20 protein-coding genes and 1 tRNA gene are annotated in these 21,081 nt (G+C 49.7%); 10 read left to right on the forward strand and 11 right to left on the reverse strand.

Annotated elements, in window-relative coordinates:
• Position 1 precedes the first annotated feature (1 nt).
• The 3 genes from EZJ49_RS11825 to EZJ49_RS11835 all read right to left on the reverse strand — a co-directional run bounded on the left by EZJ49_RS11825 (position 2) and on the right by EZJ49_RS11835 (position 1,873).
• Positions 2–77, reverse strand: a tRNA-His gene (locus EZJ49_RS11825).
• A gap of 82 nt (positions 78–159) precedes the next feature.
• Positions 160–1,140: a hypothetical protein gene (locus tag EZJ49_RS11830; protein WP_262552347.1), complete on the reverse strand. Its 981-nt coding sequence runs from the start codon at positions 1,138–1,140 to the stop codon at positions 160–162.
• Positions 1,115–1,873 (reverse strand): glycosyltransferase family 2 protein, encoded by a 759-nt coding sequence (locus EZJ49_RS11835; protein ID WP_262552348.1) that lies wholly within the window; start codon positions 1,871–1,873, stop codon positions 1,115–1,117. The genes EZJ49_RS11830 and EZJ49_RS11835 overlap by 26 nt, the downstream gene beginning before the upstream one ends.
• 91 nt (positions 1,874–1,964) lie before the next feature.
• Between EZJ49_RS11835 and EZJ49_RS11840 the strand changes: the two genes are divergently transcribed.
• Together EZJ49_RS11840 and EZJ49_RS11845 are read left to right on the forward strand one after the other, a co-directional pair.
• Complete coding sequence (locus EZJ49_RS11840; protein ID WP_262552349.1) at positions 1,965–2,579, forward strand: hypothetical protein; 615 nt, start codon at positions 1,965–1,967, stop codon at positions 2,577–2,579.
• 2 nt (positions 2,580–2,581) lie between these two features.
• Positions 2,582–3,625, forward strand: a complete 1,044-nt coding sequence (locus EZJ49_RS11845) for a rod shape-determining protein (protein ID WP_262552350.1) — start codon at positions 2,582–2,584, stop codon at positions 3,623–3,625.
• On the opposite strand, the gene EZJ49_RS11850 is transcribed toward EZJ49_RS11845, so the two are convergent.
• Positions 3,622–4,596 (reverse strand): aminotransferase class IV, encoded by a 975-nt coding sequence (locus EZJ49_RS11850; RefSeq protein ID WP_262552351.1) that lies wholly within the window; start codon positions 4,594–4,596, stop codon positions 3,622–3,624. The two genes, EZJ49_RS11845 and EZJ49_RS11850, sit on opposite strands and share 4 nt — an antisense overlap.
• A gap of 124 nt (positions 4,597–4,720) precedes the next feature.
• Here EZJ49_RS11850 and EZJ49_RS11855 point away from each other — a divergent pair, with 124 nt between their 5' ends.
• The 4 genes from EZJ49_RS11855 to tsaA are packed head-to-tail and all read left to right on the forward strand — an operon-like array spanning position 4,721 to position 9,062.
• Positions 4,721–5,470 carry a carbonic anhydrase gene (locus EZJ49_RS11855; protein ID WP_262552352.1) on the forward strand — a complete coding sequence of 250 codons (750 nt, stop codon included), beginning with the start codon at positions 4,721–4,723 and terminating at the stop codon, positions 5,468–5,470.
• Positions 5,471–7,531: a methionine--tRNA ligase gene (gene metG / locus EZJ49_RS11860; RefSeq protein WP_262552353.1), complete on the forward strand. Its 2,061-nt coding sequence runs from the start codon at positions 5,471–5,473 to the stop codon at positions 7,529–7,531. It abuts the gene before it with no gap.
• Positions 7,531–8,310 carry an RNA methyltransferase gene (locus EZJ49_RS11865; protein WP_262552354.1) on the forward strand — a complete coding sequence of 260 codons (780 nt, stop codon included), beginning with the start codon at positions 7,531–7,533 and terminating at the stop codon, positions 8,308–8,310. The genes metG and EZJ49_RS11865 overlap by 1 nt, the downstream gene beginning before the upstream one ends.
• Positions 8,295–9,062, forward strand: coding sequence for a tRNA (N6-threonylcarbamoyladenosine(37)-N6)-methyltransferase TrmO (gene tsaA, locus EZJ49_RS11870; RefSeq protein WP_262552355.1), 768 nt, complete (start codon positions 8,295–8,297; stop codon positions 9,060–9,062). The genes EZJ49_RS11865 and tsaA overlap by 16 nt, the downstream gene beginning before the upstream one ends.
• On the opposite strand, the gene EZJ49_RS11875 is transcribed toward tsaA, so the two are convergent.
• The 3 genes from EZJ49_RS11875 to EZJ49_RS11885 form a co-directional block, all read right to left on the reverse strand.
• Positions 9,043–10,302, reverse strand: a complete 1,260-nt coding sequence (locus tag EZJ49_RS11875; RefSeq protein ID WP_262552356.1) for an MFS transporter — start codon at positions 10,300–10,302, stop codon at positions 9,043–9,045. The two genes, tsaA and EZJ49_RS11875, sit on opposite strands and share 20 nt — an antisense overlap.
• 8 nt (positions 10,303–10,310) lie before the next feature.
• Positions 10,311–10,688: a cysteine rich repeat-containing protein gene (locus EZJ49_RS11880; protein WP_262552357.1), complete on the reverse strand. Its 378-nt coding sequence runs from the start codon at positions 10,686–10,688 to the stop codon at positions 10,311–10,313.
• Between the two features lie 100 nt (positions 10,689–10,788).
• Entirely contained in the window at positions 10,789–11,385 is a 597-nt protein-coding gene (locus tag EZJ49_RS11885) for an exopolysaccharide biosynthesis protein (protein WP_262552358.1), read from the reverse strand.
• Positions 11,386–11,439: 54 nt separating this feature from the next.
• On the opposite strand from EZJ49_RS11885, the gene EZJ49_RS11890 reads away from it, so the two are divergent.
• Positions 11,440–11,712, forward strand: coding sequence for a TMEM165/GDT1 family protein (locus EZJ49_RS11890; protein ID WP_262552360.1), 273 nt, complete (start codon positions 11,440–11,442; stop codon positions 11,710–11,712).
• On the opposite strand, the gene EZJ49_RS11895 is transcribed toward EZJ49_RS11890, so the two are convergent.
• Positions 11,709–12,239, reverse strand: coding sequence for a hypothetical protein (locus tag EZJ49_RS11895; protein WP_262552361.1), 531 nt, complete (start codon positions 12,237–12,239; stop codon positions 11,709–11,711). The two genes, EZJ49_RS11890 and EZJ49_RS11895, sit on opposite strands and share 4 nt — an antisense overlap.
• A gap of 240 nt (positions 12,240–12,479) precedes the next feature.
• Positions 12,480–14,564, reverse strand: coding sequence for a sodium-translocating pyrophosphatase (locus tag EZJ49_RS11900; RefSeq protein ID WP_262552362.1), 2,085 nt, complete (start codon positions 14,562–14,564; stop codon positions 12,480–12,482).
• 212 nt (positions 14,565–14,776) lie between these two features.
• On the opposite strand from EZJ49_RS11900, the gene EZJ49_RS11905 reads away from it, so the two are divergent.
• The 3 genes from EZJ49_RS11905 to EZJ49_RS11915 all read left to right on the forward strand — a co-directional run bounded on the left by EZJ49_RS11905 (position 14,777) and on the right by EZJ49_RS11915 (position 19,321).
• On the forward strand, positions 14,777–15,307 hold the full coding sequence (locus EZJ49_RS11905) for an RNA polymerase sigma factor (protein WP_262552363.1): 531 nt from the start codon (positions 14,777–14,779) through the stop codon (positions 15,305–15,307).
• Positions 15,304–15,825 (forward strand): hypothetical protein, encoded by a 522-nt coding sequence (locus EZJ49_RS11910; protein WP_262552364.1) that lies wholly within the window; start codon positions 15,304–15,306, stop codon positions 15,823–15,825. Before EZJ49_RS11905 ends, EZJ49_RS11910 begins: the two co-directional genes overlap by 4 nt.
• An 85-nt stretch (positions 15,826–15,910) precedes the next feature.
• The gene (locus EZJ49_RS11915) at positions 15,911–19,321 is read left to right on the forward strand and encodes a tail fiber domain-containing protein (protein ID WP_262552365.1); all 3,411 of its coding nucleotides are present in this window, start codon (positions 15,911–15,913) and stop codon (positions 19,319–19,321) included.
• On the opposite strand, the gene EZJ49_RS11920 is transcribed toward EZJ49_RS11915, so the two are convergent.
• Positions 19,318–20,043, reverse strand: a complete 726-nt coding sequence (locus EZJ49_RS11920) for an endonuclease/exonuclease/phosphatase family protein (protein ID WP_262552366.1) — start codon at positions 20,041–20,043, stop codon at positions 19,318–19,320. The two genes, EZJ49_RS11915 and EZJ49_RS11920, sit on opposite strands and share 4 nt — an antisense overlap.
• Before the next feature lie 4 nt (positions 20,044–20,047).
• The gene (gene cysK, locus EZJ49_RS11925) at positions 20,048–21,037 is read right to left on the reverse strand and encodes a cysteine synthase A (protein ID WP_262552367.1); all 990 of its coding nucleotides are present in this window, start codon (positions 21,035–21,037) and stop codon (positions 20,048–20,050) included.
• Positions 21,038–21,081: the final 44 nt, after the last annotated feature.

A 21,081-nucleotide genomic window follows, 5' to 3' on the forward strand; every position in this document is an offset into this window, starting at 1 on the left:
TTGGGGTGAGTAACGGGGCTTGAACCCGCGACACTCGGAATCACAATCCGATGCTCTACCAACTGAGCTATACCCACCACAAAGGAAGATCTTTTATAGGGCCTTGCCGAACAAAGTGCAAGCAAGAAAATGACCCCGTAATAAGGATTTTAAAAAGTACTAATAATCACAAGGACCTACGACAACCTGCGCCTTACAGATGCTGCCACCTTTTTCGGCATCCAGAACCGTTTCCTCGGCCCACTCCCCGTTGGCATTACAGCGATGACGCACACAAGAAACACCCGAAGCCGCCACTAAACAGGCCTTTTTCTCTTTCTTCGGGTTGCTTAAACAAGTCCATGAGCACTCGTTAAAACGCCCGGAAGGGCGCTGGCAAATCGCCCCTTCTTTTGCCGCCAAAGCCTTGGCCTTTGCCAAACGATCTTTTTCAAGCTTCTCTTTTTTCAGGCGTAACTTTTCTGCCTCGCTGGCTTTGGATAATTCTTTGAGGTCCAACGAGGTCACCGCTGTCAATCGACCGCGCGGGATCTTTTTCCCTTTTAGCAAAATATCGTAGGTAATCTCGCCGCCTTCCAAAACACCCTGAAAACTAACCTGCTGTCCACTTTGCACCTTGGCGCTGTCTTCGCCGTTTAAGGCCGAAAACTCCATCGAGCCTTCAAACATCTTCACCCCGGCCACGGCCTTGGACGGATCAATACTCAAAACATAATCACCCGGCGGAGCAATGAACTCAAAAAGGTCCGAACGCAAAGCAATGTTGTAAGCCGCCTTGTCCTGCAGCTTTTGTTGCCAGTGCAACTGCCCGGTCTTCAGAATCACCACTGGAGCCTCACCACTTTCCCAGGAAATCACCGGGATGGCCAGCTCGCCTGCACCCAACAACGTGATCGCTCGCTTTTCATCAAGTTGTACTTTAACTTCCCCATCCAATGAGGTTTCAAGAAGAGCTTTTTCACGCAACACGACAGGTCTTCGCAAAGACAGGCGCTTGCCATCTTTCCCCGTCAACCACGCCACCCCACGCACTTCCCTGACCGCTGGGTACTTTGGCGCCACAGCCTCGGCTTTCAAAGCAAAGACCATGAAAATCAAAATATAAGAAAGAACTTTAACTGTTGGAATTTTTCTGAACACGTTCGGCCTCCCACATCTTGGCGAACTTCAGGAAGAGGGAATAAGACGCCCCCACCGCGATAATAAAACCCGGGAGCCCATCCATAAATCCGCGTTTCACGATATACGTTTCAATGAATTTGGAAAAAGGCTTCGTGAAGAACTTAAAGTAGGAAAACTTCTTTCCCGACGCCATCAGCTGTTTCGCCCCCAAGGTGGAATACCGATCATTGGTCACCACTTGGTCGCTAAGACTGTCGAACACCCAGTGATGCAAGTCGTGCTTCACTTTGAGCTTTCTTTTAACTTCGACCTTTTCATGAACATCAGCCGCATTCCACTGGGACTCGGCTTTGTTAAACAAACGGAGCTGATAATCCGGATACCACCCGCCATGAGTGATCCATCGCCCCAAATGGTAGGACTTGCGGGGGAACAAATATCCTGCTTCGCGATCCAAAGAGGCAAATGCCTGACAAAGTTCTTCCGCCAACTCTGGGCTGAGCGCTTCGTCGGCGTCCAAAGACAAAATCCACCCGTTTTTCGCCTGAGCCGCTGCAAAAGCCTTCTGAGGACCAAAACCTTTCCATTTTTCCTGAAACACGCGGGCGCCGCATTTTTGAGCAATCTCAACGGTGCGATCCGTCGAAAAACTGTCCACCACCACAACATCGTCTGCAAAAGGGGCCGAGCGAATGCAGCGCTCAATGTGCGCCTCTTCGTTCAAAGTAATGATCACGAGAGAAATCGGCAATTTTGTCACCTAATCAGAGTCTCTTTGGATCAAAGTCTTGTCAAACGATTCGCGACTCGCTACGATTTTTTGAATCGAAAGGTTTTTATCCATGAAATTTGCTAAATACTTCGTTTTTGCTCTGTTTTTATCTTCGCAAGCGCATGCGTACTTAAGCATCGCTGAATCCGGGGAAGTTCTGGCTCCGGGCAAGTACCAACTGGGCGCGGAACCCCAAATCCTGACAAACAAGGGCGGCGGAGCAAACTTCAACGTCTTTCTGGATACCTCCATCAACGAATCCACCAGCGCACGCATCAGCATGGGTGCCGGAGCTGTGGACTTTAATGCTTTTGCCAGCGTGAAGTGGATTCCAATTCCCGACGTGGACAACCAACCTGCGATGGGCTTGCGCTTTGGCGCGGGACTGGCTCGCGACGAGGACGAAAATCTGCTGCAACTACAACTGGCTCCGATGGTTTCCAAGCGCGTGGACACGGACTACGGCCTGACGGTGCCTTATGTGGCAATCCCGTTTACATTCCTGAACACCAAAGAGGAAAATATCGTCGCCAGCAATATCGCCATCGGGACAGAGTTCCACTATGTTGACTGGAACGAAGTGAATCTGGGCGCAGAGCTGGGAGTGGATCTGAACAAGTCCTACTCTTACATTTCCCTGTTCATCAGCTTCCCATTTGAAAGCCACAAAGGATTCGGTAAGTAAATATGTTGTCATGGTTCTTTAAGGACGATACCGGTACCGCTGCCGATCTTTACGTAGATTTGGGAACGGCCAACACATTGATCGCAGCGCGCGGAAAAGGGATCATTCTGAATGAACCCTCTTTGATTGCCTATCAGCAAACAAGTCCGGGCAAAAAACGTGTGATCGCCGTGGGCAGTGACGCCAAGGAAAAGCTGGCTAACAATCCCGGAAACATCTTCGCGCAAAAACCCATTCGCGACGGAGTGATTGCGGACTTTGAAACTTCTGAAGTCATGCTAAAACATTTCCTAAGCCAACCCGGTGTTAAAAATGTCTTTTCCCGCCCGCGCGTCGTCGTGTCTCTGCCTTATGGTGTGACTGAGGTGGAAAAAAGAGCCGTTATTGATTCCTGTAAAGCGGCAGGCGCCAAAGAAGTTTTCCTGATTGATGAACCCATGGCGGCTGCGATCGGATCTGGATTGAACGTAAAATCCGCCGAAGGTAACATGATCATCGATATCGGCGGAGGCACCACGGAAGTTGCCGTGATTGCTTTGGCTGATATTGTGTATTGCGAAGCTGTTCGCGTGGGTGGTCACCGTCTGGACGATGCGATCATTGATTACTTCAAGAAATACAAAAAATTGAATATCTCCGACACTACAGCGGAATACCTAAAAATCACCATCGGCACAGCGGTTCCTAAAAAAGACATCCGCAGCGTCACGATTTCCGGTCGCGATGCTGACACAGGCATGAATCGCTCTATGGAGGTCAGTTCAGAAGACGTCGGTCTTGCGATGAATGGCTGCATTCAGGAAGTCATCAATGCAATTCACAAAGCTCTGGAGCACACTCCTCCGGAACTGGTGTCCGATATTATCGAAAGAGGCATCACGCTGGCTGGTGGCGGCGCTTTGATTCGCGATTTTGATCTGCGCATTCAAAACGAAGTCCGCCTGCAAGTGCGCGTAGCGGAAAGTCCGCTGACCGCGATTGCCAAAGGTGGCGAAGCAGTCCTGAGCGATCCAGAACTGCTGGATAAAATTCAACTGGAAGTTTAATAATTCACAGGGGTCGTTTTCGGCCCCTTTTTCATATCCTCGCGCAGAAGCTGCAACAGACGGAAGGCCACTGGACCCTGCTGCCCCACCCCGATCGTTTGCCCTTCATACTCCACCACTGGCAGAACATCCAAGGTGGTTCCGATCATCATCACCTCAGATGCAGATGCAATGTCCTGTTCTGTCAGATCGCGCTCCTGAATGGATTTCAACAGGCCTTCCCCCAGAAGACTTTCTGCCAGTTCAAAGGTTCGCATCATGGTGGTGCCTTTTAAAATCTGGCGCAACTTGGGACGGATCAGATTTTTATCCTGATCAATCAGAACAATATTTTCTGTGCTGCCTTCAGTTACAAACCCCTGCCCGTCAATCCCGATGGTGAAATCAATTTTTCGATCGACACTTTCTTTTTTCATCAACACATTTGGCAGATAATTGCAGGTTTTGATTCTGGCCAGCCACGGATCTTTCGGGGCAATTTGGCTGCGCCCGATTTTAACACCCTTCAGATATTTTTCGTCTGTAAAGGGTGTGAAAGAGGTCACAATCAAATACATCTGCGAACTGATGGAATCATAGGGATTCGTCGTAAAGTACCCCGGCCCACGGGAAATATACAGGCGCAAAACCGCAAAGCGTGCGCCGGAAACTTTTGTGGTCTCCAAAATAATATTTCTCATATCCGCCAGGGAATGTGGCAGCGGCAGCCCTATCTGACCGGCCGAGGACTCCAACCGCTCCAGGTGTTCCTGCATCAGGAATACCTGACCATCGACGACCTTGATCGCTTCAAAAACCCCGTCCCCGCGATGGACCAGATGATCATCCACCGGCACCATCATCAACCCCGGATCTTTGATAATGCCACCAAGCCACGAGCTGTACATCGCAAGATACGTCCCCTGAGCGGCGTATTGGCGCTGTAAAAGCTGTTTTTGAACTTCACTAGGGGAAAGAATCGGCAATGTCATAAGGCCCTCGCTTCAACGATGATTTTTCCATTCTAGATACTTGGCGGAAGCGAAGGTAGTTTTTTTGTTTTTAATTTGACCTAACTCAATGGAGGTCCTGACAATAAGATCTACGGAGGCTTCCATGCAAAAATATCTTTTCACATCACTCTTGCTTTTAAACCTGACGGCCTGCGCCTCGTTCACCCGTGACCGCACCCCGAATCAGGAAACCAAAGTTTATCTCAAAGATGCTCAAGGCAATGTGAAGGAAGCTCCGGCGCAGGCCACCAGTACAGGCGGCGCAAAAGAGATGACTCCGGTGCAAGTTGGCGATGATGCTGAAGCACAAGCGCATGCCGCCGAAGTTAAAGAGGCCGTGGCTGCTGCTGCCCAACATATCCAGGATACACATGGTAAATTGCCGCGCGAGGCAGGCCCGGTTCCGGCAGAAAAATCCCTGGGCTGGTTGAAAAATGGTAATACAAGATTTGTTCGCGGCACACTCCGCAATGATGGTGCTTCCGCCAAGGACCGCCGTCGTGTTGCCACTTTGCAGCGTCCCCATGCCGCAATCTACACTTGCAGTGATTCCAGAGTATCGCCAGAGATCATTTTCGATCAAAAACTGGGCGAAATTTACGTCGTTCGCACGGGTGAGCTGATTCTGGACAAAAATGTTCAGGAAAGTCTGGAATACTCTGTCGGCACACTGGGCACCAATCTGGTGGTACTGCTGGGTTCTGACTCTTGCGGTGACCTGACAGCTGCCGAAGGACTGGGCAATGATCTGCTAGAACGCTCTGCAATCCTGCGTGACGCTGTGGCCTCTGGTGAGGTAAAGATTGTCAAGGCTGTCTATAGCCTTGAAGCCGGAAATGTGGAGTTTCGATAAATGACCGACAAACGTAAGATTCTGATCACCTGTGCTCTTCCCTACGCAAACGGATACATCCACCTGGGTCACCTTGTGGAATATCTTCAGGCCGATTTCTGGGCCCGTTTTCAGAACATGAGAGGCCATGAGTGCGTGTTCATCTGCGCAGATGACACCCACGGAACTCCCATCATGGTTAAGGCCCGCGAGATGAAAATCACTCCGGAAGCCCTGATCGCACAAAGCTATAAAGAGCACACTCAGGATTTTGCGGACTTCCAGGTGCAGTTTGCGCACTTCGGTTCCACCAACTCGGAGGAAAATCGTCTTCTTTGTGAATACTTCTACAAAAAAATGCAGGAAGGCAATCACACTCGCACGCAGTTGATTCAACAGCTTTACTGCAATCACGACAAGATGTTCCTGCCGGACCGTTTCGTTAAAGGAACGTGCCCTAAGTGCGGCGCCAAAGAGCAGTATGGTGATTCCTGTGACGTGTGCGGCTCGACTTATTCCCCGAGCGATATGAAGGAAGTGCATTGCTCAATGTGCGGCAATGCCCCCGTATTGAAGGATTCAGAAAGTATCTTCTTCAAACTGAATGACTTTAAGGCTTATCTTGAAGAGTGGATTCCCAAGCACTGCTCTGGCGAGATTTCCAAGAAAATGCTGGAATGGTTCAATGAGGATCTGAAGGATCTGGATATTTCCCGTGACGAGCCTTATTTCGGCTTTGCCATCCCGGGAACAAACAACAAGAAATTCTTCTATGTCTGGGTGGATGCTCCAATGGGATACATGTCCACGACAGAACAATGGGCCAAAGCTCAAGGAAAAACACTGAAGGATATCTGGCAGGACCCAAGCCGTGAGATTTATCATTTCATCGGTAAGGACATTGCCCGCTTCCACACGATCTTCTGGCCGGCATTCCTGAAGGCGGCGGAATTCCGTTCTCCGAACCAGGTTTTTGTTCATGGTCACTTGATGGTCAATGGCGAAAAAATGTCCAAGTCCAAAGGGACCTTCATCGCTGCCAGAACTTATCTGAACCATTTGAACCCGGAATATCTGCGCTATTACTATTCCACAAAGTTAAACAGCTCTGTGGATGATATTGACTTGAATCTGGAGGACTTCACCGGACGTGTGAATTCCGAGCTTGTGGGTAAAATCACAAACCTGGGTTCCCGTGGCGGTCAAATGCTGAAAAAGAAAATGGATGGCGTGATGAGCGAGCCGGATGCTGAAGGCAAGAAGCTGATCGCACACGCACAAAAAACAGCGGAAGCCATCGCCGCCCACTATGAGGCCCGTGATTTCGCCAAAGCCCTGACTGAAATTCGTGGCCTGGCGGATGATGCCAATAAGTACTTCGATGAAAAAGCGCCGTGGAAGACCCTTGACACGGATCCCGCGGGAACCAAGCAAGTCATCACAACGACCTTGAATATGTTCCGCTTACTGGCGATTTATTTAAAACCTGTACTGCCTTACTACAGTGACAAGGTGGCAAAGCTTTTGAATGAATCCTCTTACCAGTGGTCGGACCTGAACAAAGTTCTGACCAACTGCCCGATCAATGACTACGAACATCTCGCAACCCGTATTGAAGCGGACAAGGTGAAGGCGATGATCGAAGAAGGCAAGAAGATCAATGAAGAACTTCAGGCCGCAAAAAAGGCCGCGTCCACCGCGACGCCGAAAGCAGCAGCAGCACCGGCGGCTGCGACAGTGGAAGTTCGTCCTGCGGAAATTGAATTTGCTGATTTTGACAAAGTGGACTTGCGCATTGGTCAGGTGATTGAGGCTGAAGAAATCAAAGAAGCCGACAAACTGCTTAGACTTAAAGTGGATATCGGCGAAGGTCAGATTCGTCAGATCATTTCCGGCATCAAGGCCGCTTACAAACCAGAACAAATGGTGGGTCGCAAGGTTTTGGTTTGCGTAAACCTAAAACCCCGCAAGATGAAGTTTGGCATGTCCGAAGGCATGATCCTGGCAGCAGGCACCGGTGGCAGCGACTTGTTTGTTCTGTCAGCAGATGACGGCGCACAGGTTGGCCAGAGAGTGAAATAATGAGCCTTTCAGCTCAAGACAAGAAATCCCTCGAAGAAATTCATCAGCTTTTTCTAAAGCTGGAAAAATCCTCGGGGGATTTTTCTTTTGAGGCTTCTGCATTGAAGGAGCTTAAAGCCAAGATCCTGGCCCTTTCGGCTTCGGGAAATCCTGATGTTTCTCGCCTTTCCCCTTTGGAAAAACATCTGACCGATTCTATGACTCTGAAACATTTTGTCAGTTATTCCATCCCGTTTGAAAGGTTGCTGCACAAAAACCTTCAGGACGACGAATTTCTGGTTATTGAAAACGATAAGGACGCCACGCCTCAGGAAAAACTTCCCTTGGTATTTGTACTGGACAATATCCGTTCAGCATTCAATGTCGGCTCGATCTTCCGCACGGCGGAATGCCTGGGTGCCAGCAAGATATACCTATGCGGGTACACGCCGTTACCAACCCAGTGGAAGGTAGAAAAAACCGCCATGGGAACGCAAGAATATCTGGAATGGGAAGAAGCACCAAAGCTGCTTGAATGCCTGGAGGAACTGAAAGACGAGGGCTATCGCATCGTCGCCCTGGAAACCGCAGCCAGCGCCACGGATCTTTATGAGGCGTTTGATATGGAACCCACAGCCTTTGTTTTAGGTAACGAGCGTTTTGGTCTTGATCCAGAGGTTTTAAAAGTCATTGATGAGGTTCGCATCATCCCTTTGCGGGGACGCAAAAACTCTTTGAACGTCGGCGTCACTGCGGCTGTCGCAGGATTTGAATGGTTAAGACAATGGCGTCAAAAATAGAGTTTACTGCCATTGGCACCTTTCACAGCCCCCAAGTGCACCCCTACGAAGCCGGCAGACAGCCTGATGAATTTCATTCCGCAGGCTATATCGAGCTCAATTGTGGCCATAATTTTGAGCAAGCCCTGACCGGCCTTGAAGGCTGCGAGCGTATTTGGGTGGTGTTTTTATTTCATCACAATGACCACTGGAATCCGATGGTGCTGCCTCCGCGGGGCAGTCAGAAAAAACTGGGCGTCTTTGCCACCAGATCCCCTTACCGTCCCAACCCGGTGGGTATTAGCTGTGTAAAAATCAAACACATTGATAAGCTGAAAATCTTTGTTGAAGGCGCAGACCTTCTGGATGGCAGCCCTATTCTGGATATCAAACCCTATGTGGCTTATGCGGATTCATTCCCCGGCATTGAACCCGATTGGCTGAAGAACGCTGAAAAGTTCGTGATTGATTTTTCTTTGGAAGCCCAACAAGAAATCCAATGGCTGGAACTTCAGGGGCTGCAACAATTACGCAGTTTCCTGTTGCATCAACTGGAGTTTGAACCAGACAACTCACGAAAAAAACGCGTAAAACCTGAAGGCCAGGGCTTTGTGATCGCCTATCGCACGTGGCGCGCCTATTTTGAAATTCAAGAACAACACATCAGTGTGATGAAAATCTTTTCCGGCTATTCAGAACACGATCTGGCGGTTTCTGAAGACACTTATCAGGATAAGAATCTGCACCGGGAATTTAAGAAGCTTTTTCCGTAGAATCCATAGCGGGTTTGGCCTCTCCGCCTTGCCAGACCTGGGTTCTTGCATAACGATAAAGAGGATAAAAGCCAAACCCCCGGGCAACACTGCCCAGAACAAACACGGCATAATAGCTGGTAACATTTTCCCCGAACACCCACAGCACTTTACCACCGATGTATGTTCCCAGAATGATCGCCAGCGAATTCAATAGATTATATACTGTCAGAATCGGAACTTTTTCCTCTTGCTTCAGGTCTTTAAAGAAAATCAAAGACAGGCCCACTTCCACAAAGGCCCACGCCATGCCACTGATCAGTTGCAGGAAGAAAATAAAATAAGGTTCTGCACTAAAGGCCCACAATGCCGGTAGCGGAACAATCGCCCCGGCCCCAAAAATCAGCAAATTAAATCCCGAAGCCTGCTGGCGGAAGCGGTCTATCAACGTCAGCGTCAGAATCTTTCCGACAAATAAAACCCCGATCGCTGTCATGTAAGCACCATAGTCCATTTTCACCTGCGCCAGCATATAAGGCGTCACGAAGGGTGAAGATACAAAGACGGCGGCCTGAAAAGGGGCAAGATAAAAGAAGAACTGTCGTTTACTGGTGTTCGCCCAGAACACTTTCCACGAAGCACGGAAACCAATCTTGGGCTCTTTATTCCAGTTGGGATCAAAATACTGTGACGACAAAATGAAAGATGAAAGCAAACGGCAGGAAAATGCAAAAACAAAGAGCATGGTAAAGACAGAGGAAAACGGTCCCAGCTCCACTTTGTTGTGAAGAGCAACTCCCCCGCCAATTAAGCCCAATAAAATACCGATCTGGGAAACTCGTGCACGTTTGGCAAAATAACGACTGCCCTCTTCCACCTGCACCAGTCGCCCCATCCAGTAGTTCCAGGCCGGTCCCGCCGCAAACCCCGAACCCCAGTACAGGGATAAAATCAAAAACAGCATCCAAAAATTCGGCGCCTTCGTGGCAGAGAAATATATCAACGGCAGGAATGTTAACGCCTGCAATGTCGCCGAAGCCACAACCCAATTTTTATGTGAACGAATGCGCTGAAGCCCGCGCGGCGTGATCAGCTGTAAGAACGCACCACTGACAATCGGAAGCGTGGATAAAATCCCCGCGAAGATTTCCCCCATGCCGATGGATAAAGAATAAGCTGGCAAGTACGTCTCGCCAGCTCCAATCATCAGTGAACATAAGAAGGCATCAAAAAGACTGAGCCTTAAACTTCTTTCGCGCATGGGTGAATCTAGTGACCCTTTCTCATTTTTCTACCGCTTGCCATTTCAGCTTTGCAGCTTTCAGAAAGTTTATCTTTATTGTCATGCATGCACTTGATGATGCGGCCTTTGCCACCTTGAACATCGCCGCAAACTTTTTCGACATCATCATGACAGGCCTCTTTCACCGCCTTCATGTGTGATTTCATTTTTGCGTGATGCGCTTTGCACTCAGCAGAAAGTTTATCCTTGTTATCACGCATGCATTTCATCATGCGCCCGGCACCCGGTTCGACATTACCACACAAAGTTTCACGATCTTTTGCACAGGCATTGGAAGTGGCTTCTTCTGCATGTGACATCATTCCAAAACAAAGCATCACGGTAACAACAATCCATTTTCCCATTATGTACCCCCATTACCTTGATGGTAACAGCAGCAGGAATCCGGAAACAAAGAGCTTGAGGTCCTATGGTCCTTTCTGTTGAGGCTGGACCAAAGTAAGATCAGACAAAGTGAATCGCCCCCATGGCCAGCGTTGCAAAGAAGCTCGCAACAATCAGACACCACAAGTAGCTAAAAAGGATAAAAACGCCGTCTTTTTCCATATGGCCGATAGCACACAGAATGATACCTATTGCCGGAACCGTGTTGGAAAAGGGTATGGGAAGAGGCAATGACAACAACACCGCATTGCCAATAAAAACCACCAGATTGATAAAACGAAATGCCCAGAAATCATGAAGTAGGGTCAGACGTTCTTTCACCACCCGGGAAACATAGGTCCAGATCTTTTCCGCCACTTCGGACACTTTGATCACCACGTCGGCAGAGATCTTGAGATTTTCAAACCGCTTGGGCAACCACGGGGCTCTTTGACGAAACAGAAAGATCGCCACCAGAGAGATTAAAATCCCCAGAGGAGTTGAAAGTCCAGGGATGGGAATGGGCTGCATAAACGGCAGACACAAGAAAAGCACCAGAACGGCATGCCCCTCTTCGCCCAGCAAGACGAAGACTCTTCGCAAAGTGAGGTCCCCTTTAGAGGCCTCCTCCTGCAAAAGATCCATGGCTGAAATAAATCGACTTTTCAAACTTGCCATCCCTCACCTAAGCTCTTATCACTAGGTTTTCATTTCTTACCGAAAAGGACCCACATGGACTGGAAGATTTTTGCGAGCACCTTTATCACGATATTCTTGGCTGAAATGGGAGACAAGACCCAATTTGCCGCGTTGGCCGCCTCTTCGCAAACCAAGTCCACTATGACAGTAATGGTCGCCGTTGTCTTGGCCTTGGGTCTTGCTGGTGCGCTGGGAGTCATCTTCGGAAAGTTTCTGGGAACAATGCTAAGCCCCCAAATCATGAAATATGTCTCTGGGAGTTTATTTATTTTGGTTGGAATCTGGGTTTTGGCAGCAAAAGCCTAGTAACCGCAATACTGGGCTCGGTCTGTGTCGAGCCCGCTAAATGACTTTGTAATTCTAAAGCGTGCTGTTTTTCCCACCAGTTCTGGTGAGTTCACATTATGTCTGAAATTCACTTCAAGATATTTTCTGCCGTCTTCTTCAACGATTTGCCCTGTACCCAGTCCCGACAAACTGATCGCACCCGTCGCGGAATCCAGCGACACTTTTGAATGCAACCTTTTATCAAACGTCACACCCTCCATATCAAACTCGCGATAGCGCACATCAAAGCTTAAATCCTGATGCAGATACAGTTCCTGCTGCGCCATCAAGACGGCAGAAGGATCTGTCCAAAGCTTGATGCCAGCGGCCTGCAAGCGAATGAACTCCAAATCGCCTTGAGCGCAGTTGCCTGTCGTCTGATAGAACATGTCGTGGGGAATTGTTTTAAGCTCTTCTGCCGGGCCCAGATAAGTGCCGATGCCCCCGCAGGATGAAAGTGCAAAAACCAAAAAGCTTCCGGAAAGTACAGTGGTGATTTTGTGCATACTTTGTTTATAAAATTCTTAAGGCTCGTCTGTCACACTCTTGAAACAAGAATAGTCCCAAGTCCTGTGGACAAAAAAGAAAAACCCCACAGGTGTGCTGTGGGGTTTGTTTTCTATTCAGAGATAAGTCCAGCTGCGCTTCCTCGGCAGAGCCGGAGTCCAGCTGCGCTTCCTCGGCAGAGCCGGAGTCCAGCTTACGGCGCCTGATGGCGCCTTCAGCCTCCTCGGCCGGGGCCGATCTTACCCACCGATAGTAGCGATCAGCTGAGCGATCAACAAAGATACGACGGACATAACTTTGATAAGGATCGCAACGCCTGGACCGGAAGTGTCTTTGAACGGGTCGCCGACAGTGTCACCAACAACCGCTGCTTTGTGAGCATCGGAACCTTTTGGATGACCTGGAAGGCCGCCTTTTTCGATGAACTTCTTAGCGTTATCCCATGCACCACCCGCGTTCGCCATGAACAGGGACATAGTTGCGCCCACTGCCAAACCACCAGCAAGAAGACCTGCCAAAGCCTGAGGCCCCAACAAGAAACCAACTGCCACTGGAGCAAGGATCGCGATCATACCTGGCAGGATCATTTCGAACAATGCCGCTTGAGTGGCAATGTCCACGATCTTAGCTGGTTGTGGTTCCGCTTTACCTTCACGAAGACCTGGGATTTCTTTGAATTGACGAGCGATCTCTTGAACGATTTTCTGAGCCGCTTTACCAACCGCAGTCATTGTTGTCGCACCCACCAGGAATGGCAGGATAGAGCCCAACAAGATACCGATCAATACGCCGGAAGAAGTCAGATCCAAGGACATTTTAGCAAGACCCGCATTCTCACGAACGTGGTTTACTTCCATGTTGAACGCAGAGAATAGCGCCACAACTGTCAGGATCGCAGAACCGATCGCGAAACCTTTACCGATAGCTGCAGTTGTATTACCAACAGCATCCAATTCGTCAGTGATCGCACGAACTTCTTTGCCCAAACCGGACATTTCAGAAATACCACCCGCGTTGTCAGCGATTGGACCGTAAGCATCCACAGTCATTACAACTGCAGTACCTGCCAACATACCCACTGCCGCCATTGCGATACCGTACAGACCCAAAGCCTGATCAGCCACGTAAGCTGCGATAACAACGATCAACATCGGGATCGCTGTGGATTCCATACCCACTGCCAAACCACGGATCACACCAGTACCCGCACCAGTCAAAGCTGCCTCAGCAACCAAACGGATTGGACGAGCCGCTGTGTAGTACTCTGTGATCAAACCGATCAAAGCACCACCGAACGCACCCGCAGCCAAAGCCACAGTCACGCCCTGATTGATACCGAACATCGGAAGGATGATGTACGCAGCCGCAGTCAAAAGAATTGGAGGGAAGATCAAAGCATTACGCAATACAGTTGCAGGCTTGCCGTTTTTAAACGCGCGCGCTGCAAAGATTACGATGATAGAGATCACCAGACCCAAAGTGGACAACAAGATTGGCAAAGCAACACCGGCAATACGCACAGCTTCTGCATCGGCACCTGTCATCAAAGCAGACAAACCTTCTGCCGGGATTGTCAAAGCAATCGCCATAGCAGAAACGATCGCAGCAACCATGGACTCATAGATGTCTGCGCCCATGCCCGCAACGTCACCGACGTTATCACCAACGTTGTCGGCAATCACGCCAGGATTACGAGGGTCGTCTTCAGGGATGTTTTCTACAACTTTACCAGCGATGTCGGCACCCACGTCCGCCGCTTTAGTGTAGATACCACCACCGATACGCGCAAATAGAGCGATACACCTGTCACTTTCTTTGAAAGTGGCTTCCATTTTAGGTTTTCCACACCCCATTTCCAGATCAAAAGACCAACCGAAGCAAACATACAATGCACCAAGACCGATCAAACCCAGACCCGCAACGGAAAGACCCATTACAGCGCCGCCATCCAAAGCAACCAGCAAAGCCGCCGCTTTAGAACCGCCAGCTGCGGCTTGAGAGGTACGAACGTTGGCATAAGTTGCCGCCTTCATACCGAAGAAGCCCGCAAGCAAAGACAGGAAAGCACCCAGGATGAAAGATCCTGCAGCGATTCCGCCCAAGGCGAACCAAAGAGCCAAGCCTACGACGATTGCGTAGACGAAAAGGACCTTGTACTCACGCACAAGGAACGCCATAGAACCTTCGCGCACGTAAGCCGCGATACGATTCATTGTCTCATTGCCCGCTGGTTGTGCCTTCACGCGAAGGTACAGAGCCAAAGCAACGATCAAACCAACGACCCCTGCAATCGCAGGAGAGATCAGTAAAGATTCACTAAACATGTTGCACTCCGTTTATGATTTCTCGTTTTAATTACGAAGGCTTAGAGTTACCTGAACTCATTACACCGAGTCAATCTAGGAGGGGCCCGTACTAAATGAATTCGCACCGCATCAGAGATTCTTTGCTCAACCATTAAGCAAACCCGAAAGGTACGCCGTACCTTTTAGTAATGCATTGCACTCCAAAAAGGTACGGCGTACCTTCATGGCAGATGAATGAACTGAGTGACGAGGAACTATTAATTAAACTTTCCGAGGGCGAACGCAAGGCCCTGGATATCCTCTATTTAAGACACTCCGGTCGCGTGCTGAATTATGCCTTAAAGCGCCGTCTGCCGCAGGAACGCGCCGAGGATCTGCTTCAGATCGTCTTCCTGCAGATTTATCGCAAAAAACACCTTTATGATCCCAAGCACTCGGCCCTGGCCTGGCTCTATGTCATCACGCGAAGTGAGCTAAAAGACTATAGAAATCGCGAAATTAAAGATTTCCTCGAATGGGAGGAATCCCTGTCACAAACCGCCGCCCCGACTCCTAATATAGATGACAGTCAAGAGGCCGCGGCCCTTTTAAAGGGCCTCAAGCCCCGGGAACAGGAAGTCATGAAACTCCGCTATCTGGACGAAATGGAGTATGATGAGATCGCGGCCTTGCTGAAGGAATCTGAAAGCAATGTTCGCCAGATTGTTTCACGCAGTCTGAAATTCCTGCGAGGACATAAAGTGAAAGGAGCATCAAAATGACAGATCTAAAAAAAGACTTCCAGTCATTTGCGGAAGATAGCTCCCCGGCCGGGTCCTCTTTTGTTTTAAATAAAATCAATTCCACTTTAACGGAAGAACTGCCTTCTGCATGGAAAGTGGCCACGAAATTAGGCGCCGCCCATGCCGTGGGGACAGCCCTGACCCTGGCATCCTGTTCACAGTTTGGTGTGACTCTGTTCAACACCGGACACGATCTGATGCATTCCTTTATGAATATCAGCGAGACCTTCTGTCATTCTCTGTGTGGAGCCTACTATCTGGCAGCGACCTTCCTGCTGGCGCGAATGATTCTAAATCGCGAAGAGTGGCTGGTGCTTTTGAAAAACCGCACGCTAAGCATTGCCAGTGTGGCGCTTGTTTCTTTGGGTGTTTTTTCCGCTGTCAGCCACGAGGTCACCTGGGAAAGTGCACTGCTGTGGTTCTTCGGAGCTGCGCTGGGGGCGGAACTGATGACGGTCCGTAAGCAGGCCTTGAAACGATTGTTTCTCAGTATTTAATTCCCGTCTTGTCTCACACTGAGACAGTTGTCTTAAGAACCTGAAATTTCATGCAGCTTACAGTAAAAAAGCCGATAAGAACAGCATGAGCAAAAGAACGTCATGGGTGCTCTGTTTGATCCTGTCCGCCTGTGCCTTTTGGAGCCAGTCAGGAAAGGCCGCACCTGCTAATCTTACTTATCAAGGGCGAATTCTTAAAACCGACGGAACTCCGTTGGAGCATGGCAATACCAGTTTTCTTTTTGAAATCACCAGCCCCAACGGCAACTGTGTGATCTATCGCGAACAGCGTGATGGAGTGAACATGGTAAACTCCAAAGGCATCTTCGATGTTCCCATCGGATCTGGCACGAAACTATTTCCCTCTGATCCCCTGTTCACCTTGCTGGATGCTTTTAACAACTCTATCGACCACAACTGCTATGGCGGCGCGCTCTATCCCGCAGGAACAGGTGACGGCCGTCTGCTGAAAGTTCAGTTCCACGATGGCTCTGGCTGGAAAGTGATTTCACCTGCCAACGAAATTCGTTCAGTTCCCTATGCTGCCTATGCCCTGTCCGCTGAAAAACTCGGATCGAAAGTGGCCAGTGACTTTCTGCTGAAAGCAGGCCTGCCGACCTGTGATGCCAATGAGTTTCTGATCTGGACAGGAAGTGCCTTTGACTGCGCTCCGGTCAGTGGCGCCTCAGGCGGAACCGTGACCCAAGTCATCTCCAACAGCACCCCATATCTGACTGTCACTAATGGAACCTCAACACCAGCATTCACATTAAACGTTGGCACAACAGCGGGTAGTGTTGCGGCAGGCAATGATGCCCGCTTCAGTGACTCCCGCGCACCGACAGGAGCAGCCTCCGGGGATTTGGGCGGTACGTATCCTGCTCCCACTGTCACAAAGATTCAAGGGGCGGCTGTTTCTGCTTCCGCACCGACCTCGGGACAGATATTGATTTACAACTCCTCTCAGTACACCCCCACATCACTTAGCGGCGATGTCACTATTTCAGAAGCCGGAGTTGTGACCTTGAAAAACACCGGCACTGCGGGCACCCACGTGAAAGTCACAACCGATGCTCAAGGCCGGGTTCTTTCCGGGTCAACTCTGCTTGCCGCGGATATTCCGTCTTTGGATTGGGGCAAGATCACTTCAGGAAAACCCACAACACTTTCCGGATATGGAATCACCGATGCTATTCTCAACACCGGTGATACGCCCAGCGTGCAAAGCGGCACTATCGCTGCCCGTCCATCCGCAGGCGTCAATGGCCGATTATATGTGGGTACAGATGACAATTCTCTTTATCGGGATACAGGCAGTGCTTGGGTGAAAATCGGTGATGGCGCGGGTGCAAATGGCGTTACAGCAGTAACGGCTTCATCCCCATTATCAGCTTCGGCAGGAACAACACCGAACATCACGATTGCCCAGGCTAATGCCACAACAAACGGATATTTAAGCTTCACTGACTGGAATAATTTTAACGCAAAACTAAGCACAGCTTCCACGTTTGCTGGCGATATCAGTGGCATATCCAGCACAATTAGCGTGGATCGCATTAAAGGCAAGACCGTTTCTCCTGTCGCCTACACGGCAGGGCAGACATTGCGCTACGATGGTGGTAACTGGGTCAATGCTTTGCTGGGATTTGCGGATATCTCGGGCGCGGTCGCGACCTCACAACTTCCAGTGGTTCCGGTCAGCAAGGGCGGTACAGGTTTGACGTCAGGAACTTCTGGCGGACTGGTTTACTTTGACTCCGCCTCCACCATGGCTTCAACCGCAGCTGGAACCGCCCATCAGGTTCTAAGAGTTCCCGGAGCAGGTGGGGCACCATCATTCGGCGCCATGGATCTTGCACAATCGGCCGCAGTCACCGGCACGTTGAGTGTCAGCAACGGTGGAACAGGAACAAGTCTTTTGACCGCTAACCGTCTTCTAGCCAGCAACGGCTCCGGTTCTGCTATAACAGACTTTACTTGTGGAATGAACCAACTGGTCACCTTTGACGGCAATGGCATCATGGGCTGTACTAACTTTTCCTCTTCGGGCCTCTTCGCCCACGGTGGAAATAGCTTTGGAACCCCGGCCATTTTGGGAACAAATGATGCACAACCTTTGAACTTTGAAACTGCGAACACAACCAGAATGACCCTCACCAGTACTGGAACCCTCGGTATTGGCACCAATGCTCCAACTGCACAACTGGAAGTTCGCACAACGACCGCCTCAGCCAGTAAAAACATTCTTATGTACAACACGGATGCTTCAGGTGGAGCTTATCTCAGCGCCAAAGCCGGTTCGAACAACATTAGTATAGGAACCTGGGGAGCTTCTGCCGGAGGATCCTCCACTTATATCGAATCCAACTCGACCAATCCTTTAAAAATTGTCACATACTCTAATACCGCAATCACCTTTTCAACAAACACCAGCGGTGGTGGCAACCCCGAGCGCATGCGCATTGATAATGTCGGCAATGTCGGTATCGGAACGCTGGCCCCATCTTCGCCTTTGCATGTCAGCAGCACAGCGGCATCCCCGCCTGCCGTGCTAAGTCGCATGTCTCTGTCCCCCGCGCTTACAGCCAATACCGCTACCAATCTTCACGCAAGCTGGAATACTATCTTACCCGGCTCCTCTTATGACTTTACCGGCGGACTTTACGGCGCTGTGAACCGTATTGAGGACTCCGCCGCGCAGACCGGGAACATCAACTCTGCTATTGGCTCGGTCAACGATGTTCATCATAAATCTGTCTCGACTATTAATGCAGCCACAGGCCTTCAAGGTATCATTCAAAACACTTCTACTGGAGCTATCACAACAGCCAAGGCCGCAAGCTTCACCGTCAGCAATACAGGTGGCGGGACCATCGATACCGGATATGGTGTTTATATAGGAGCTGTGGCCGGAACCGCTAAATATGGCCTGTATCAGGACGATGTGAACTCCACAAACGTCTTCACCGGAAAGCTGGGCGTTGGCACCAGTGCTCCAAATACGACCTTGCACGTCGAGGGCAATGCTTTTGTAAAAGACAAACTGTACGTGTATGACACTTCCGCTTGGGGTTCAACCACGCCAGCAATTGCACTGGCCATTGGGGATAATGACACTGGACTTGAATGGGTTTCCGATGGAGTTCTGCAAATTTGGACTAATGCGGTGCCACGCATTCACCTTGCGCTCAATGGTAACATTGGTATCGGCACAACAACCCCCGGATACAAGCTCGACGTCAACGGCACTTTGCGCGCCTTTGGTATCACGGATTCTTCGGATGTCCGCTTAAAACGGGATATCGCCTCTTTAGATCCGGCAACAGAGTTGGATAAAATTCTTCAAGTTCAAGGCGTCAGTTATAACTGGAAGAATCCAGAGCATGGGCGCCGCCCTCAACTGGGATTCATCGCTCAGGAACTAGAAAAGATTTATCCCGAGTTGAGGGAACCCGTTTTCAGCCAGCTCAATCGCCGGTTGCATGATTGTTTTTAAAGGCAAGGAGCCGAACTCACGATGGTGTGATGGACCCGCCCTTTCAGGACATCAAAGCCCCGAACGAATACATGATCCAGCTTAAGAATACGACCGTCATCTTCAAGATCGAGATGTTCCAATCCCAGATCGCGAAAAATGCTTTTCATAATCATATAGCGCTTGAAATTCCAGGTATTAAAATCCCCGGCCAGAACGATAGGTCCATCAAACTGAGAAATGCGCGAGGCGATTTCATACAAGGATGCTGTGAAAGCATTCAGAGTCACAAAATTCAAAACATGCGTGCAAACGAAAAGAGCAGTCTTATCACCGAATTTGTATTCACTAAATAGAGTCAACTTCGGCGTCAGCCAGAAAAGTTCCCGGGTTTTTGCACGAATAAAATCCACCGATGTCGGGGTCAGCCTTGAACCGATCGCCACACCCGTGCTGGAAAGATCCTTCTTGTAGTGAAAACTCTGCGCCAGATGCCATTCGTAGGCCGAAAAATCATTCCGCCAGATCTGGGGCATTTTCTGATCCAGCAATGCCTCCTGCAGGAAGATAAAATCCTTATTCTGCCCCAGTCGCTTAAAGTCATTTTCAAACAAGGCTGCGCGCTGCCCCTTATAGACGTTCCAGACAAAGATATTCAATTCCGAAGGGGGCGCTGGAAGCGTGGCTCCCTCGCCTATCTTTAACAGAACTTTTTCTTTCGCCGGAACTACAAAGGGCACCATTTCTTTACTTCACCTTGCTTAAATACGATTCATCCACTGTCGCTACTTGTAAGTTTTGAGCCTCTTGGCGTTCTTGTTCGGCCAGCAAGGTCGATAGATAGCGCTCACTATAACTTGGAATAATAACGACAATATTCTTTCCGCGATTTTCTTCCTTAGCGGCCTGACGAAGCCCGGCAGCGATGGCGGCCCCGGAGGAAATCCCCACAGGAATACCTTCTGCCTTGATCACTTCGCGGGCGGTTTTAATGGATTCTTCAGAGGACACTTGCTCCACCCCATCAACCACACTGCGATCCATGACACTGGGAATGAACCCTGCGCCCAAACCCTGAATTTTGTGAGGACCGGGCTTGCCACCGGAAAGCACGGCGCTTTCCACAGGTTCTACCGCAATCATTTTCACGCTGGCTTTTTTGGATTTTAAGAATGATCCAACCCCAGTGATCGTGCCGGATGTTCCCACCCCGCTGATGACCATATCCACCTTGCCGTCGGTGTCATTCCAGATTTCCATACCGGTGGTTTCTTTATGAATGGCCGGATTGGCCGGATTATCAAACTGTCCTGCCGTCCATGTGTTCGGAGTTTTTTCAATAAGCTCCATGGCCTTTGCGATGGCCCCCTTCATACCCAGAGGCCCCGGGGTCAGAATGATTTTTGCCCCCAGTAAAAGCAACAACGTGCGACGCTCTTGCGACATGGTTTCAGGCATGATCAAAGTGATCTGGTAACCTTTTGCTGCCGCCACAAAAGCCAGCGCGATACCCGTGTTACCACTGGTGGGTTCGATAATAGTCATTCCGGGTTTTAGTTTTCCACTGCGCTCAGCATCCTCGATCATGGCAAGACCAATACGGTCTTTCACAGAGCCCAGGGGATTAAAAAATTCGAGTTTCAACAAGAGCTTCCCGGGCAAACCCTTCCCGATTCTTTGCATTTCAATCAAGGGGGTTTGACCAACGGTTTTTGTGATATCAGAATATATTTTCATATGTTGCCTGTCTTGAGTGGAGAGATTACGACCTATCTTTTAAT

The sequence above is a fragment of the Bdellovibrio bacteriovorus genome (genome assembly GCF_025558485.1).
In the GTDB taxonomy this organism is placed as follows: Bacteria; Bdellovibrionota; Bdellovibrionia; order Bdellovibrionales; family Bdellovibrionaceae; genus Bdellovibrio; species Bdellovibrio bacteriovorus_G.